Source organism: Streptomyces diversicolor (assembly GCF_057537855.1).
In genome coordinates this window covers 19,082-32,372 of the sequence record NZ_BAAJXA010000019.1, presented here as the reverse complement: position 1 = coordinate 32,372, position 13,291 = coordinate 19,082, and the positions used below count along the sequence as shown (strand labels likewise).

Annotated in this window: 14 protein-coding genes; 2 read left to right on the top strand and 12 right to left on the bottom strand. The window is 71.5% G+C overall.

All coding sequences use genetic code 11. The features are described 5' to 3' along the window. Positions 1-49 precede the first annotated feature (49 nt). The 4 genes from AC27LF_RS22930 to AC27LF_RS22915 form a co-directional block, all read right to left on the bottom strand. Positions 50-1,066, bottom strand: coding sequence for an NAD-dependent epimerase/dehydratase family protein (locus AC27LF_RS22930; protein WP_479658135.1), 1,017 nt, complete (start codon positions 1,064-1,066; stop codon positions 50-52). An 82-nt stretch (positions 1,067-1,148) separates the two neighbouring features. Next, the gene (locus AC27LF_RS22925; protein ID WP_479658136.1) at positions 1,149-1,772 is read right to left on the bottom strand and encodes a winged helix-turn-helix domain-containing protein; all 624 of its coding nucleotides are present in this window, start codon (positions 1,770-1,772) and stop codon (positions 1,149-1,151) included. Positions 1,773-2,285: 513 nt separating this feature from the next. Next, positions 2,286-3,314 (bottom strand): glutamine synthetase, encoded by a 1,029-nt coding sequence (glnII, locus tag AC27LF_RS22920; RefSeq protein ID WP_479658137.1) that lies wholly within the window; start codon positions 3,312-3,314, stop codon positions 2,286-2,288. A 259-nt stretch (positions 3,315-3,573) separates the two neighbouring features. Beyond that, positions 3,574-4,251, bottom strand: a complete 678-nt coding sequence (locus AC27LF_RS22915) for a hypothetical protein (protein WP_479658138.1) — start codon at positions 4,249-4,251, stop codon at positions 3,574-3,576. 303 nt (positions 4,252-4,554) lie between these two features. Between AC27LF_RS22915 and AC27LF_RS22910 the strand changes: the two genes are divergently transcribed. Continuing rightward, a complete protein-coding gene (locus AC27LF_RS22910) occupies positions 4,555-4,869 on the top strand; it encodes a hypothetical protein (protein WP_479658139.1) in 315 nt (104 codons plus the stop codon). A 63-nt stretch (positions 4,870-4,932) separates the two neighbouring features. Here the strand turns inward: AC27LF_RS22910 and AC27LF_RS22905 are convergent, their stop codons facing one another. From AC27LF_RS22905 to glnA, 5 genes are all read right to left on the bottom strand, one after another. Then, positions 4,933-6,138 (bottom strand): winged helix DNA-binding domain-containing protein, encoded by a 1,206-nt coding sequence (locus tag AC27LF_RS22905; RefSeq protein WP_479658140.1) that lies wholly within the window; start codon positions 6,136-6,138, stop codon positions 4,933-4,935. 147 nt (positions 6,139-6,285) lie between these two features. Next, a complete protein-coding gene (gene pspAB / locus AC27LF_RS22900; protein WP_479658141.1) occupies positions 6,286-6,984 on the bottom strand; it encodes a PspA-associated protein PspAB in 699 nt (232 codons plus the stop codon). A 2-nt stretch (positions 6,985-6,986) separates the two neighbouring features. After that, on the bottom strand, positions 6,987-7,904 hold the full coding sequence (gene htpX / locus AC27LF_RS22895; RefSeq protein ID WP_479658162.1) for a zinc metalloprotease HtpX: 918 nt from the start codon (positions 7,902-7,904) through the stop codon (positions 6,987-6,989). 113 nt (positions 7,905-8,017) lie between these two features. Then, positions 8,018-8,275, bottom strand: a complete 258-nt coding sequence (locus AC27LF_RS22890; RefSeq protein ID WP_479658142.1) for an SCO2583/SCO2584 N-terminal domain-containing protein — start codon at positions 8,273-8,275, stop codon at positions 8,018-8,020. Positions 8,276-8,511: 236 nt separating this feature from the next. Beyond that, on the bottom strand, positions 8,512-9,921 hold the full coding sequence (glnA, locus tag AC27LF_RS22885; protein WP_479658143.1) for a type I glutamate--ammonia ligase: 1,410 nt from the start codon (positions 9,919-9,921) through the stop codon (positions 8,512-8,514). A 211-nt stretch (positions 9,922-10,132) separates the two neighbouring features. Between glnA and AC27LF_RS22880 the strand changes: the two genes are divergently transcribed. Continuing rightward, entirely contained in the window at positions 10,133-10,600 is a 468-nt protein-coding gene (locus AC27LF_RS22880) for an RDD family protein (RefSeq protein ID WP_479658144.1), read from the top strand. 173 nt (positions 10,601-10,773) lie between these two features. Here the strand turns inward: AC27LF_RS22880 and AC27LF_RS22875 are convergent, their stop codons facing one another. From AC27LF_RS22875 to lipA, 3 genes are all read right to left on the bottom strand, one after another. Then, positions 10,774-11,475 (bottom strand): DUF4191 domain-containing protein, encoded by a 702-nt coding sequence (locus tag AC27LF_RS22875; RefSeq protein WP_479658145.1) that lies wholly within the window; start codon positions 11,473-11,475, stop codon positions 10,774-10,776. A 75-nt stretch (positions 11,476-11,550) separates the two neighbouring features. Beyond that, positions 11,551-11,748 (bottom strand): SCO2195 family GlnR-regulated protein, encoded by a 198-nt coding sequence (locus AC27LF_RS22870; RefSeq protein WP_404028068.1) that lies wholly within the window; start codon positions 11,746-11,748, stop codon positions 11,551-11,553. Positions 11,749-12,020: 272 nt separating this feature from the next. After that, positions 12,021-12,986 (bottom strand): lipoyl synthase, encoded by a 966-nt coding sequence (gene lipA / locus AC27LF_RS22865; protein WP_479658146.1) that lies wholly within the window; start codon positions 12,984-12,986, stop codon positions 12,021-12,023. Positions 12,987-13,291 lie beyond the last annotated feature (305 nt).

Here is a 13,291-nt window from a genome sequence, read left to right as displayed (position 1 = left end):
CGGGCGCGGCGGTCACGGGGCGAAGCCCCCGGTCGGCAGGTGGTGCTGGCTACACCCCTCGCCGCACCCCCGCGGCGGCGAGCACCGCGGCCTCCACCTCCGGGTCGAGGCCCTTGCTCGTCCGGTCCGGGCGCTGCGGCGCGGTGCCGCCGATCTCCCGCAGCCACGCCCAGGTGTCGGCGACGGTCTCGCCGACCGGTCGGCACACGAGTCCCGTGGCGAGGGCGCGTGAGACGTCCGCGTGGTGCAGGGCCTCATAGAGGTCGCCGCCGGGCGGCACCCACACCGGCAGCTCGACCCACGGCTCGATCCCGGCGTCCACCACGGTCTGCGGATCGATCCAGCACAGCCGCGCGTCCGCGCCGGTGGCCTCGGCGCACGCCTCAAGGAACGCGCCCATGGTGGTGTGTCCTGGCGGGCTGACCAGGTTGTACGGGCCGCCGATGCCCCGCTCCACCGCGCCGAGCGTCCAGTCGGCCAGGTCGCGCACGTCGATGTACTGCAGGGGCATCTCGCGCGGTCCCGGCGCCAGGACCGGGCCGCCCCGGGCGATCCGGGTCAGCCACCAGGGCAGCCGGCCGACGTTCTCGTACGGGCCGAGGATCAGCCCGGCCCGCACCAGCAGCGAGTCGTCCGCGCCGAACGCCTCGACGGCGGCCAGCTCGCCGCCCCGCTTGTCCCGCGCGTACTCGGTCTGCCCGGCGTCGGCCGCGGCGCCCTCGACCAGCGGCGCGTCCTCGCCCCTTGGGCCCGTGGGCGGATAGGCGTACACCGAGCGGCTGGACACATACGCGTACCGGGCGGCCCGGCCCCGCAGCAGCCGGGCCGCCTCCCGCACGGCGCGGGGCGCCGCCGACCAGGTGTCCACGACGGCGTCCCAGGGGCCGCCGCCGGCGAGCGCGGCGAGCCCGCCGTCGGCGGTGCGGTCGCCGTGCAGCGACCGCACACCCGGCGGGGCCGCATGCCGCCCCCGGTGGAAGACCGTCACCTCCCAGCCGCGCCGGAGCGCCGCCTCGACGACGGCCCGCCCCACGAACTCCGTTCCGCCCAGCACCAGAAGTCTCATGCGGTGACTGTGCCCGGTGCGTCCGCGCGGGGTAACCGGATCTGCCGAGAGCAGACGGGGGACGCCGGCGCGGACGGCGCGGTCAGCGCCCGGTCGGCGGCGTGTACTTGTAGCCGACGCGGCGCACCGTCTGGATCGTCCGGCGGTGCTCGGCGCCCAGCTTGCGGCGCAGCCGGGCGATGTGGACGTCGACGGTGCGTCCGTCGCCCACGTGGCCGTAGCCCCAGACCGTGGTGACCAGCTGGTCACGGGTGTGCACGCGGTGCGGGTGCGCCACGAGGTGGGCCAGCAGCTCGAACTCCAGATAGGTGAGGTCGAGGTCGCGGCCGGCCACCTGGGCGGTGCGCCGTACGGTGTCGACGCGGACCAGCGGATCGCCGTCGTCGGTGTCCCCGGCCGGCCCGGTCTCAGGCCGGTCGGGCACCGCGACCGGCGGGAACGGCGGCTGCCGGTCGGCCGGGACCAGCACCAGGTAGCCGACCATCGGCGGCTGTCCGGGCAGGCTGGGCAGGGTGTGCTGGGGAGCCGGCAGCCAGGTGGCGCCCGGCGGCAGCAGGTCCGCGACGTGCTGCGGGCCCTGGACCGGGTCCGGGTGGGGCAGTGCCCACTCCTCGTCCCGGTCGACGGCGCGCAGCCGGTGCCGGGCGCCGGATGCCGGGGGCGGGGTGGGAGGGGCGGCGGTGGTGAGAGGACGAGTGGTCGCCATGAGAGGTCAGCTCTTTCGCGCGAGAAGTTCGTCGGGCGGGTCGACGGCCGCGATTCGTGGTCGGGCGCGCCGGGACGTTCGTCGTTTCGCGCTGGCCGAAGGCCGGGGTGTGCGGCTTTAGAGGGCCCGCGCGTTCCACGCGCGGCAACACACCCGGTCGAAGTCGTGGTGCTGACGGGAAGGCCAGAAGGGCTCAAGGTCATGGCGACCCGTCGCGGTGTACTCCTGGATGCTGGCCATGCGCCCATTGAAGCAGACACCGGCCCGTAACAGGACCCTTCTCTCACTGCTCGGACGCTTCCTTGGCGGGAAGTCGACGTTGCCCGCCGCCCCTTGGCGGGTGTCCGCTCCAGGTCAGGGGCCTGTGCTCCGCTGTACTGTCCGGTACGCCGTCCCACATGCCGGACAGCCGGGCGGCTCCCCGTGCCCGCGCGGGGCCGCGGCGGCAACGCGGAAGGGGCGCCCGTGGAGACCGCCGTCGCGGTGGGCGCCCCTTCGAAGCGGTGGCGGGGATCAGACCTGGCCGGCCTTCTCCAGCGCGGAGCAGCAGGTGTCGACCAGGAGGCGGGTCACCACGTACGGGTCGACGTTGGCGTTCGGACGGCGGTCCTCGATATAGCCCTTGCCGTCCTTCTCGACCTGCCACGGGATACGGACCGAGGCACCGCGGTTCGAGACGCCGTAGGAGAACTTGTCCCACGGGGCCGTCTCGTGCAGGCCGGTCAGCCGGTCGTCGATGCCGGCGCCGTAGTGCTTGACGTGGTCGAGCGGCTTGGAGCCCTCGCCCAGCGCCTCGCACGCGGTGATGATCGCGTCGTAACTCTCACGCATCGCCTTGGTGGAGAAGTTGGTGTGCGCGCCGGCGCCGTTCCAGTCGCCCTTGACCGGCTTCGGGTCGAGGGTGGCGGAGATGCCGAAGTCCTCGGCGGTGCGGTACAGCAGCCAGCGGGCCACCCACAGCTGGTCGGAGACCTCCAGCGGGGACAGCGGGCCGACCTGGAACTCCCACTGGCCGGGCATGACCTCGGCGTTGATGCCGGACAGGCCAAGGCCGGCCTTCAGACAGTTGTCCAGGTGGGCCTCGACGATCTCGCGGCCGAAGATCTCGTCGGCGCCGACACCGCAGTAGTAGCCGCCCTGCGGGGCCGGGAAGCCGCCCTCGGGGAAGCCGAGCGGACGGGCGCCGTCGAAGAAGGTGTACTCCTGCTCGATGCCGAAGACCGGCTCCTGCGCGGCGAACTTCTCCGCGACCTCGCTCAGCGCGGCACGGGTGTTGGAGGGGTGCGGGGTGAAGTCGATGTTCAGGACCTCGCACAGCACGAGGACGTCGTCGCCGCCGCGTATCGGGTCCGGGCAGCTGAAGACCGGCTTGAGCACGCAGTCCGAGGCGTGGCCCTCGGCCTGGTTGGTGGAGGACCCGTCGAAGCCCCAGATCGGCAGCTCGGCGCCCTTCGCGTCGTCGCCAAGAATCTTCGTCTTGGAACGCAGCTTGGCCGTCGGCTCGGTGCCGTCGATCCAGATGTACTCAGCCTTGAAGCTCACGGGCCACATCCTTCGAGGTGGGTCTGGGCGCACTCGCGGGTGCTGCGGCGGCGGCGCTGCGGCACTGGGCGCCGCGGGATACTGCCCGGCAGCCTGTCAACAGGCGATTTCCCGGCCATTGCCCGGATGTGAACCCCGTGTTACCCACCGGTTCCGTACCGTACGCGCCGACGGCGCCACAGGGGCCGGGCCTGCCGCTCCCGGAGGGGAGCGGCAGGCCCGGGACACACACCTCAGCGATCCGGTACGGGCCCGACGCTCACCCCACCTTCTCGATCAGCGCGCGACGGATCAGGAACTTGCCCGGCTCCCGGACCTGTTCGAAGGCCGCGTCGTTCAGCAGCACACAACTGCCGGACACGGACGTCACCTGCACGGTCGTGGACTTGTCGTTGTCCAGGTTGGTGACCTTCAGCGTGGTGCCCGCCGGGAACTGGTTGCTGGACGCCGCCGGGGCGCCGCCCTCACCGGAGAGCGTGACGGTGGAGCCGTTGCACACCTGCTGCCCGGAGGCCGCGCCTCCCGCGCCGGCGTCTCCCGCGTCCGCGGTGGGCGTGGACTGCCCGCCCTGCCCGCCGCCCTGCTGTCCGCTCTGGACCGGCGGTGCCGACTGGGAGCCCTGAGCCGACTCCCCGACGGCGCAACCGGACGCCTTCTGCTGGACCTTGATCTGCTCGATGACCGCCTCGCGGTTGGCGATCCGGGCCGCCGACTGGGCGTCCGGAGCGGCCCGTTGCCCCGCGATGAACCGCTCGTTGTTGCCGATCGCGGTGGCCAGCCCCTGGCAGACCGTCGAGTCCGCGGCGGACAGGGTCCGCGGGCTCTGCGCGGCGTTCGACGTGGCGGCCATGGCGAAGGCCCCGCCGCCGGCCACCGCGGCGGCGCCCACGAGCAGCGCGATCTTCTTCTTGGTGCTGAGCGTTCTCCTGCGCGACATGCGCGCCTCCTGAACAGCTAGGGGAGCGTACGCCGCTAGGTACGAGATACCGAACGACGTTGCTCAGTGGTCGTAGCGGTCACCGAAGTGACCTGCGCCACAGGGCGGGGGGTCGTGAACAGGGTCCCCACACGCCCTCTGTTCGAATTCCCTACCGCCCCCGCCGCCCCTCGTCGCACACCCCTGACCTGTCGTCAATTCCGCCGTCCACCTGGTGCTTTGACGGGGTCTTCGGGTCCCTCGATTGTCAGTGCGGGGCAGTAGACTGGAGTCAGTGTTCGAGAACGCGACAGGAGGATGCCCGTGCCCGCTGCCGCACTGAAGCCGAAGCCGTTGCCGACCCAGTCCACCGCGAAGCGCCCCGTCCAACTCGACCTGCCCTACGCCCCCCTGACGAAGCGTCCGCTGCCGCCCGGACGTCCGCGCGAGTGGTACATCACGCACAACCGCCGCCTCAAGGCGATGCGGCTCGCCATAGCCCTGCTCGACTCGGGCGTCTACGTCCCCAACCAGGCCCGCAACGAGACGATCCGCAGCACGGCCGAGCGGATCGGCGTCCACCCGCCGTCGGACACGACGTGCCACATGGTGCGGGCGTTCATGCGCTACAACCGCTGACGCCCGGCGCCGAAACCCGGGCACTCCGGGCGCGGCGGGCACCCGGGGTGCCCGCCGCGCCCGTCAGGCCGACAACTCCCGCTCCAACGGCGTGCGAAAGCGCGGCGTCACCCGGGTCGGGCCCAGCCAGCCCCGCAGCCGCTCCGCCTCCCGCGCGATCGCCGCCTCGGCCGCGCGCCCCCCACCCGCGTCCGCGCCCGCCCCGTCGGCCAGGACCCGCCAGACGATCTCCCCGTCCGGGCGCTGCGCCCAGCCGCCCACCACCCGGCCGTTCCACCACACCGTCGGACCCACGTTCCCGCTGCCGTCGAAGAGCGCTGGCCGCAGCTCAGGAGCGAGATACCAGTCCCGGTGCTGCCACGCCATCGCCGTCGGATCCAGGCCCGGCAGCAGCGCCGCCCAGGGCTCCTCCGGGTCCGCCACCGGCGCCACGTCGTCCTTCACCACGTACCCCGTCCCCTCGTCCAGGGTCACCGGCTCCGCACCGATCGCGGACAGCGCCCGGCGCACCTCCGTCACCCGCCACCCCGTCCACCACTTGAGGTCCGCCTCCGTCGCCGGACCGCAGGCCGCCAGCCAGTGCCGCAGCAGATCGGCCTGGGCCGCGGCCTCGTCCAGCTCCGGGTGCTCGGGCGCCACCGCCCAGCGGAACTGGCTCGACGTCCACGAACCCAGCGGACGGCCGCGGACCACCTTGCCCTCCACACCCAGCACCCTCAGCAGACGCGCCGAGACCGTGTGGACCCCCTCGTAGCTCTTGCCGGCCGCGTACACGAACTGCTCGCGCAGCCGCGGCTCGTCGGCCGCCAGCTGCGCCGCCGTCGCCTGGCCGCGCCGGGCCAGCGCGGCCAGCGCCGACGCCTCGACCTCCGCCAGCCAGGCCGCGTCGGGAGCGCCGGCCTTCGCCATGTCCTTCAGCAGGGAGGCCCGGGCGCGCGCGGCCACGGCGAGACTCGTCGACGCGTGCACCACGGCCGTCAGCTCCGTCGGGAACACGAACACCGTGTGCCGCATGCCGTGCATCCGCACCAGGGTCCGGTCCTCGTACAGCGCACGCTCGGTCTCCGGCACCGTACGCGCCGGGTCGGTCAGCCGCGCGCCCACCGCCAGGTACACCGTCGCCGGATCGGTGCCGTGCAGCGCCACCAGCGAGGCGGCGATCTCCTCGGGGCGGTCCGCCCGCGCCGGGCCCGCCAGCCGGTGCCGGCGGGCCAGCCGGGCCCGCCGCTCCGCCGCGCCGATGTGCCGCTGCCGTCCGTTCCCGCCCATGCCGGCCTCCGCCCCTCGGATACACCCCGTGTCCACCGCTTACCGGAGCATCCTCGCCCATGGCACCGACAACCGGCACCGCCTGCCGCACAGGCACACGACAGGACCGCCCGTACATGGGTCCCCCGGCAGCAGCGGGGCACCGGGTCACAGCCCGGGGGCGCCCCACACCGGGAACCAGCGGCTCAGGTCCTGCTCGATCCGCAGATCGTTCCCGAGGGCCGCCTTCACCTGGAGCTCCAGCGCGTTGTCACGGCGCTGGGCGGCGCCGGGCAGCGGCGCGAAGGGGTAGAAGGTGCCCCGCTTGTAGAGGTAGACGAGGGCCAGCCGCCGGCCGCGGCCCGCCACGGCTGTGTTCTGGGCGGTCTCGGCGTTCTCGGCGGACGCGGCGGACCCGATGTGCTCGGCGGCCTCGGCGTTCTCGAACCCGACCAGAGAGCACAGCAGCTGCGGGCCGAAGCCGTTGACCTCCATCGAGCTGTTCACCGCGTGCAGATCGTTCACCAGGTCCGGCAGCTGGTCCGGAGGGCGCTGCGAGACCAGCCAGGAGTAGCCGTAGTCGTCCTGCCGCAGCTCCACCGGCGGGGCACCCACGGATTCCGCGCCCGGCTCGCGCGGGCCCGCACGCCGGCGCTCGGCGTCCGCGTCCAGCAGGGCCCGCACCTCGCGCTGCGTCTGCTCGAAGGCCGCGCCCTCCACCGAAGCGAAGCACACCGCGCCGCCGCCGGTCGGCGTGAACCCGGCCGCGGCCTCCATCGTCACCGCAGCCGAGGGCAGCGCGAACAACTGGTCGAGATCGGGTGCGACGGGTTTCGTACGGCCGAGCAGGATGTCCAGGAGCCCCATGCTCAGCCCGCCTTCCCCGGCATCGCCGCCTCACCCAGCTCGGCGGAGATCCGGCCCAGCTGCTCCAGCCGCTGCTCCAGGCTGGGGTGGGTGGAGAAGAACCGGGACAGGCCGGGCTCGGCGCCCAGCGCCGGGGTGAAGTAGAAGGCGTTGAATGCCTGTGCCGTCCGCAGGTCCTTCGTCGGGATCCGGGCGATGTCACCCGAGACCTTGGTCAGCGCGGACGCCAGTGCCGAGGGCCGCCCGGTCAGATGGGCCGCGGCCCGGTCCGCGGCCAGCTCGCGATACCGGGACAGCGCCCGGATCAGCAGGAAGCTGATCGCGTACACGGCCGCGGAGACGCCCATGACGCCGGCGAAGACCACGAGGGTGTTCTGGTCCCTGCGGTCGCGGAACAGCTGCGAGTAGAAGGCGAACCGCACCATCAGACCGGCGAGGACGCCGAGGAACGAGGCGACCGTGATCACGGCGACGTCCTTGTGCGCCACGTGCGACAGCTCGTGCGCCAGCACGCCCTCCAGCTCCGCGGGCTCCAGCCGGCGCAGCAGGCCCGTGGTCACGCAGATCACCGCGTGATCGGGGTTGCGGCCGGTCGCGAACGCGTTCGGCATGTCGATGTCCGACACGGCGACCACGGGCTTCGGCATGTCCGCCTGGGCGCACAGCCGGTCGATGACCCCGTGCAGATCCGGATACTCCTCGCGTTCCACGACCCGGCCGTGCATGGCGTACAGCGCGACACGGTCGGAGAACCAGTACTGCGCGACGAGCAGCGCCGCCGCGAGCACCACGACCAGCACCCAGGACTTCAACAACGTGATCAACGCGGCCACGAAGGCCACGTACAGCAGCCCGAGCAGGAACAGCGTGACCACCATGCGTACGGTCAGCCGTCGGTCGCTCTGGAAGCGGCTCTGCATCTGCATCACCCCGCAGTCAGGCACTCGTCCCGCTGTCCAGTGTGCACCTCGGGACGCCCATGGCGAGGTCGGCGGTCACCCCGGGACGGGCAAAGATTCGCCCCGGGCCGGCCCTAGTAGGTCGAGCGCGTCTGGGCCCAGCCCAGCAGCAGGATCACCGCGGCGACGCAGCCGAGCACGATCACGGTCGACACCCATGACGAGCGGCGCGGCACGACCGGCTCCGGGGCGGCGCGGAACGGGGCCGGGTCCGGCGGGTTCTCCTTCCACCGGGCGGCGAGCATGCGCGCCCGCGCGGACGGCTCCTTGTGCTCGGCGCCGTCCGCCCACTTCAGATCGAACTCACGCTCGCCGTCGTCCTGTACCGGCATCCCCGTGTCTCCCCGTCACCCCTGTCGAACAGCCGTGCAAGAAACCATACGACCTCACCCCCGCCCCGCACACCCGGAGGGGGATGATGCGCGTCGGTCAGGTGCGGGTGCGTTGTGGCCGTCCGCGCCGTTCCCCGCGCCCCTACCGGCGCGTCTGGTGCGGGGGTATGGCTTGAGGTCCGTCGCTCCCGGGTTGTAGGGGGTGACGGACCTCAAGGGGGTGTGGGGCGCGCTTTTTAGACGTCGAAGTACAGCTCGAACTCGTGCGGGTGGGGGCGGAGCTGGAGCGGGGCGATCTCGTTCGTGCGCTTGAAGTCGATCCAGGTCTCGATCAGGTCGGACGTGAAGACATCGCCCGCGAGCAGGAACTCGTGGTCGCTCTCCAGGGCGTCCAGGACCGCCGGGAGCGAGGTCGGCACCTGCGGGACGCCGGCGTGCTCCTCGGGAGCCAGCTCGTACAGGTCCTTGTCGATCGGCTCGGCCGGCTCGATCTTGTTCTTGATGCCGTCCAGGCCCGCCAGGAGCAGCGCCGAGAAGGCGAGGTACGGGTTGCCGGAGGAGTCGGGCGCGCGGAACTCGACGCGCTTGGCCTTCGGGTTGGAGCCCGTGATCGGGATGCGCATGGCCGCGGAGCGGTTGCGCTGCGAGTAGACCAGGTTGACCGGCGCCTCGAAGCCGGGCACCAGACGGTGGTACGAGTTCACCGTCGGGTTGGTGAAGGCCAGCAGCGACGGTGCGTGCCTGAGGATGCCGCCGATGTAGTAGCGGGCGGTGTCCGACAGGCCGGCGTAGCCCTGCTCGTCGTAGAACAGCGGGTCGCCGCCGCTCCACAGCGACTGGTGGACGTGCATGCCCGAACCGTTGTCACCGAAGATCGGCTTCGGCATGAAGGTCGCGGTCTTGCCGTTGCGCCAGGCGACGTTCTTCACGATGTACTTGAAGAGCTGGAGGTCGTCGGCGGCGGCGAGCAGCGTGTTGAACTTGTAGTTGATCTCGGCCTGGCCGGCCGTGCCCACCTCGTGGTGCTGGCGTTCGACCTTCAGACCGGCCCGCTCCAGCTCCAGCGAGATCTCGGCACGCAGGTCGGCGAAGTGGTCGACCGGCGGGACCGGGAAGTAGCCGCCCTTGTAACGCACCTTGTAACCGCGGTTGTCCTCCAGCGCGCCGGTGTTCCAGGCGCCCGCCTCGGAGTCGATGTGGTAGAAGGACTCGTTCGCGCTGGTGGCGAAGCGTACGGAGTCGAAGACGTAGAACTCGGCCTCGGGACCGAAGTACGCGGTGTCCGCGATCCCCGTGGAGGCGAGGTACGCCTCGGCCTTCTTCGCCACGTTGCGCGGGTCACGGGAGTACTGCTCGCCCGTGATCGGGTCGTGGATGAAGAAGTTGATGTTGAGGGTCTTGTCCCGGCGGAACGGGTCCACCCGGGCGGTCGACAGGTCGGCGCGCAGCGCCATGTCGGACTCGTGAATGGCCTGGAAGCCACGGATCGAGGACCCGTCGAAGGCGAGCTCGTCGTCCGGGTCGAACGCCTCGACCGGCACCGTGAAGTGCTGCATCACGCCCGGCAGGTCGCAGAAGCGGACGTCGATGAACTTGACGTCCTCGTCCGCGATGAACTTCTTGGCCTCGTCGGCGTTCTGGAACATCCAGCTCCTCCTACTCCCGACCGTCCTGTCGCCGGGGTGGTAGTTCGTTCGTGCGGCCAGTGCGGTGGCACACGCTGGCTCGACACTAAGTACGGGTGATTTCTCAGGCGTGACCCATTTGTTTCGCTGAAGTTAACCGGTCCGGCTTCCACGGTAGCCCCGGCGGACCCCGCCGTCTCCCGGTCATTCCCGTGCGCAGTACCGTGGACGGGTGGACAACAGGCAAGCAGTGGGATCGTGGCTCTCCGGGCCGCGCGCGGCCATGGAAGAGGCCGGTGCCGACTTCGGATACCGGGGTGAACAGCTCGGTCTGCCGGAGCAGGGACCGGGCTCGATCGCCCGCCCCGGACGGCGGCTGGGCGCGCTGGCCGTGGACTGGGGGCTGTGCCTCTTGATCGCATACGGCCTGATCACGGACAGCTACAACCGTGCGGCCCAGGTCTGGGCCCCGCTCATCCTGTTCGCGCTGATCCTGCTCACCGTCGGTACGGTCGGCTTCACCCCGGGCAAGCGGCTCTTCGGCCTAAGGGTGGTCGCGCTCGACACCGGCCGCGTCAACCCGCTGCGTGTCCTGCTGCGCACGGTCCTGCTGTTCCTCGCCCTGCCGGCGCTCATCTGGGACCGCGACGGCCGGGGCCTGCACGACCGCCTCGCCCGCACGGTGGAGGTCCGCATCTGAGGCGTCCGAGACGTCCGAGACGTTCTCCGAGGCGTCCGAGGCATCGGAGGTGTCCGAGGGCGTGCTCCGGGGCGTGCAGAGCCCGGGAGCACGCCCTACGCGTACGACGAAGGGGCGCCCGGAATCACTCCGGGCGCCCCCTTCGTCGCGGGCGGTCAGCTCGTCGCGGGCGGTCAGCGGGCCTTCGGGCCGCCCTTCGGCATCCGCATGCCCTTGGGCATCGGGCCCTTCGGCAGCGGCATGTTGCTCATCAGGTCGCCCAGGGCGCGCAGCCGGTCGTTGGTGGCGGTCACCTGCGGTCCTGTCAGGACGCGCGGGAACTTCAGCATGGTCGTACGCAGCTTCTTCAGCGCTACCTGGTCCTCGCCGGTGCCGACGATCAGGTCGTGCACCGGTACGTCCGCCACGATGCGGTTCATCTTCTTCTTCTCGGCGGCCAGCAGGCTCTTCACGCGGTTCGGGTTGCCCTCGGCCACCAGCACGATGCCGGCCTTGCCGACGGCCCGGTGCACCACGTCCTGGCTGCGGTTCATCGCCACCGCGGGGGTGGTCGTCCAGCCCCGGCCGATGTTGTCGAGGACGGCCGCGGCGGCGCCCGGCTGGCCCTCCATCTGACCGAACGCGGCCCGCTCGGCACGGCGGCCGAAGACGATCGCCGTCGCGAGGAAGGCGAGCAGCAGGCCCAGGATCCCGAGATAGACCGGGTGACCGATCAGAAAGCCGATCGCGAGGAAGACACCGAAGGTGGCGATGCCGACAGCCGCGAGTACAAGACCGATCTTCTTGTCGGCCTTGCGGGTCATCTTGTACGTCAGGGCGATCTGCTTCAGTCGCCCGGGGTTCGCAGCGTCCGCTGCGGTTTCCTTCCTCGCCATGTCACGAAGTCTACGTGGCCCCGGGAGCGCCTTCGACGGCAGTGTCCCGACGGTGGCGCCCGGACGGTGCGGGCGTCAGGAGCGGGTGGCGGCCCGGTCCAGGACGCGCTGCGCCTCGACCCGGTCCTGGGCGCGGCGGCGGTCCTCAAGGACGGAGGTCCAGGCGTTGCGGCGGGCGGTGCGCTGACCGCCGCTCATCAGCAGGGACTCGACGGCGCGGAGCGCGTCGGTGAAGCTCGGGATGGCGGTGGCGCGAACGGGTGCTGCCTGCATGGAGGTCCCCCCTCGATACTGCTCCGGGAACGGGTGCGCATGGCGTGAGTCCAGGGTCACTGTTTGGTGTTACCAGGGCGTGACCGGCCGGTCAAACACCGATGAAGCCTTGATTCGGGGACCCGAAACGGTGACGCGGCCCCTGCGCGCGCCTCTCAACTGCGAGGACGGCCGGGGCCGCGGCCCACCCGGACTCTACCGGCGGGTAACGGGGTGTGCGCGAACTCATACGAGCCTCGATCCCCGCCCCGCGCAAGGGAGGTGACGGTCTCTCAGACGGCCTGGGCGGCGACGAACGCGCCGCGCTTCTCGACGGCCATCTGGTACAGCCGCCCGGCACGGTAGGAGGACCGTACCAGCGGCCCCGACATCACGCCCGAGAAGCCGATCTGCTCGGCCTCCTCCTTCAGCTCGACGAACTCCTGCGGCTTGACCCAGCGGTCCACGGGGTGGTGGCGCACGGAAGGACGCAGATACTGCGTGATGGTGACCAGCTCGCAGCCCGCCTCGTGCAGCTGCCGGAGCGCGTCGCTGATCTCCTCGCGGGTCTCGCCCATGCCGAGGATCAGGTTGGACTTGGTGACCAGGCCGTAGTCGCGGGCGTCGGTGATGACCTTCAGGGAGCGCTCGTAGCGGAAGCCGGGACGGATCCGCCTGAAGATCCGGGGCACGGTCTCGACGTTGTGCGCGAAGACCTCGGGGCGCGAGGAGAAGACCTCGGCCAGCTGCTCCGGCACCGCGTTGAAGTCGGGGGCCAGCAGCTCCACCTTCGTACGGCCGCCCTCGCGGTCCGCCGTCTGCTGGTGGATCTGGCGCACGGTCTCGGCGTACAGCCAGGCGCCGCCGTCCGCCAGGTCGTCGCGGGCGACGCCGGTGACCGTGGCGTAGTTGAGGTCCATGGTGACCACGGACTCGCCCACCCGGCGCGGCTCGTCGCGGTCGAGCGCCGCGGGCCTGCCGGTGTCGATCTGGCAGAAGTCACAGCGCCGTGTGCACTGGTCGCCGCCGATGAGGAACGTCGCCTCGCGGTCCTCCCAGCACTCGTAGATGTTCGGGCAGCCGGCTTCCTGACAGACCGTGTGCAGACCCTCGCTCTTGACCAGGTTCTGCATCTTCGTGTACTCGGGGCCCATTTTCGCCCGGGTCTTGATCCACTCGGGCTTGCGCTCGATGGGGGTCTGGCTGTTGCGGACCTCCAGGCGCAGCATCTTGCGTCCGTCTGGTGCGACTGCGGACACGACCGGCTCCCTAGCGATTGATTCTTCGGCGACTTCAAGGGTACGCCCGTTGATTTGAATGCCCGGCGGTGGTGCCGGACCCGCGGGGGCTGCCGCCCCCGGGCCCCCGCTTCGGCCTGAACGGCCGCGTCCTCGTGTGCCGGGCGGGCTGTTGGGCCTTGTCTTGTGTGTCAAGTGCCGGGGGGAGTGTTTTATGCCTTCGTGCGGTGGGTGGTGGTGCGGGCCGTTCGGCGGCTGCCGCCCCCGGGCCCCCGCTTCGGCCTGAACGGCCTCGTCCTCAAACGCCGGACGGGCTGTTCGAGCCG

What these genes read in the sequence shown, in the direction of transcription:
- AC27LF_RS22930 (WP_479658135.1), bottom strand. Translation starts at nt 1,066, where the DNA reads ATGAGACTTCTGGTGCTGGGCGGAACGGAGTTCGTGGGGCGGGCCGTC.
- AC27LF_RS22925 (WP_479658136.1), bottom strand. Translation starts at nt 1,772, where the DNA reads ATGGCGACCACTCGTCCTCTCACCACCGCCGCCCCTCCCACCCCGCCC.
- AC27LF_RS22915 (WP_479658138.1), bottom strand. Translation starts at nt 4,251, where the DNA reads ATGTCGCGCAGGAGAACGCTCAGCACCAAGAAGAAGATCGCGCTGCTC.
- AC27LF_RS22905 (WP_479658140.1), bottom strand. Translation starts at nt 6,138, where the DNA reads ATGGGCGGGAACGGACGGCAGCGGCACATCGGCGCGGCGGAGCGGCGG.
- pspAB (WP_479658141.1), bottom strand. Translation starts at nt 6,984, where the DNA reads ATGGGGCTCCTGGACATCCTGCTCGGCCGTACGAAACCCGTCGCACCC.
- htpX (WP_479658162.1), bottom strand. Translation starts at nt 7,904, where the DNA reads ATGCAGAGCCGCTTCCAGAGCGACCGACGGCTGACCGTACGCATGGTG.
- AC27LF_RS22890 (WP_479658142.1), bottom strand. Translation starts at nt 8,275, where the DNA reads ATGCCGGTACAGGACGACGGCGAGCGTGAGTTCGATCTGAAGTGGGCG.
- glnA (WP_479658143.1), bottom strand. Translation starts at nt 9,921, where the DNA reads ATGTTCCAGAACGCCGACGAGGCCAAGAAGTTCATCGCGGACGAGGAC.
- AC27LF_RS22875 (WP_479658145.1), bottom strand. Translation starts at nt 11,475, where the DNA reads ATGGCGAGGAAGGAAACCGCAGCGGACGCTGCGAACCCCGGGCGACTG.
- AC27LF_RS22870 (WP_404028068.1), bottom strand. Translation starts at nt 11,748, where the DNA reads ATGCAGGCAGCACCCGTTCGCGCCACCGCCATCCCGAGCTTCACCGAC.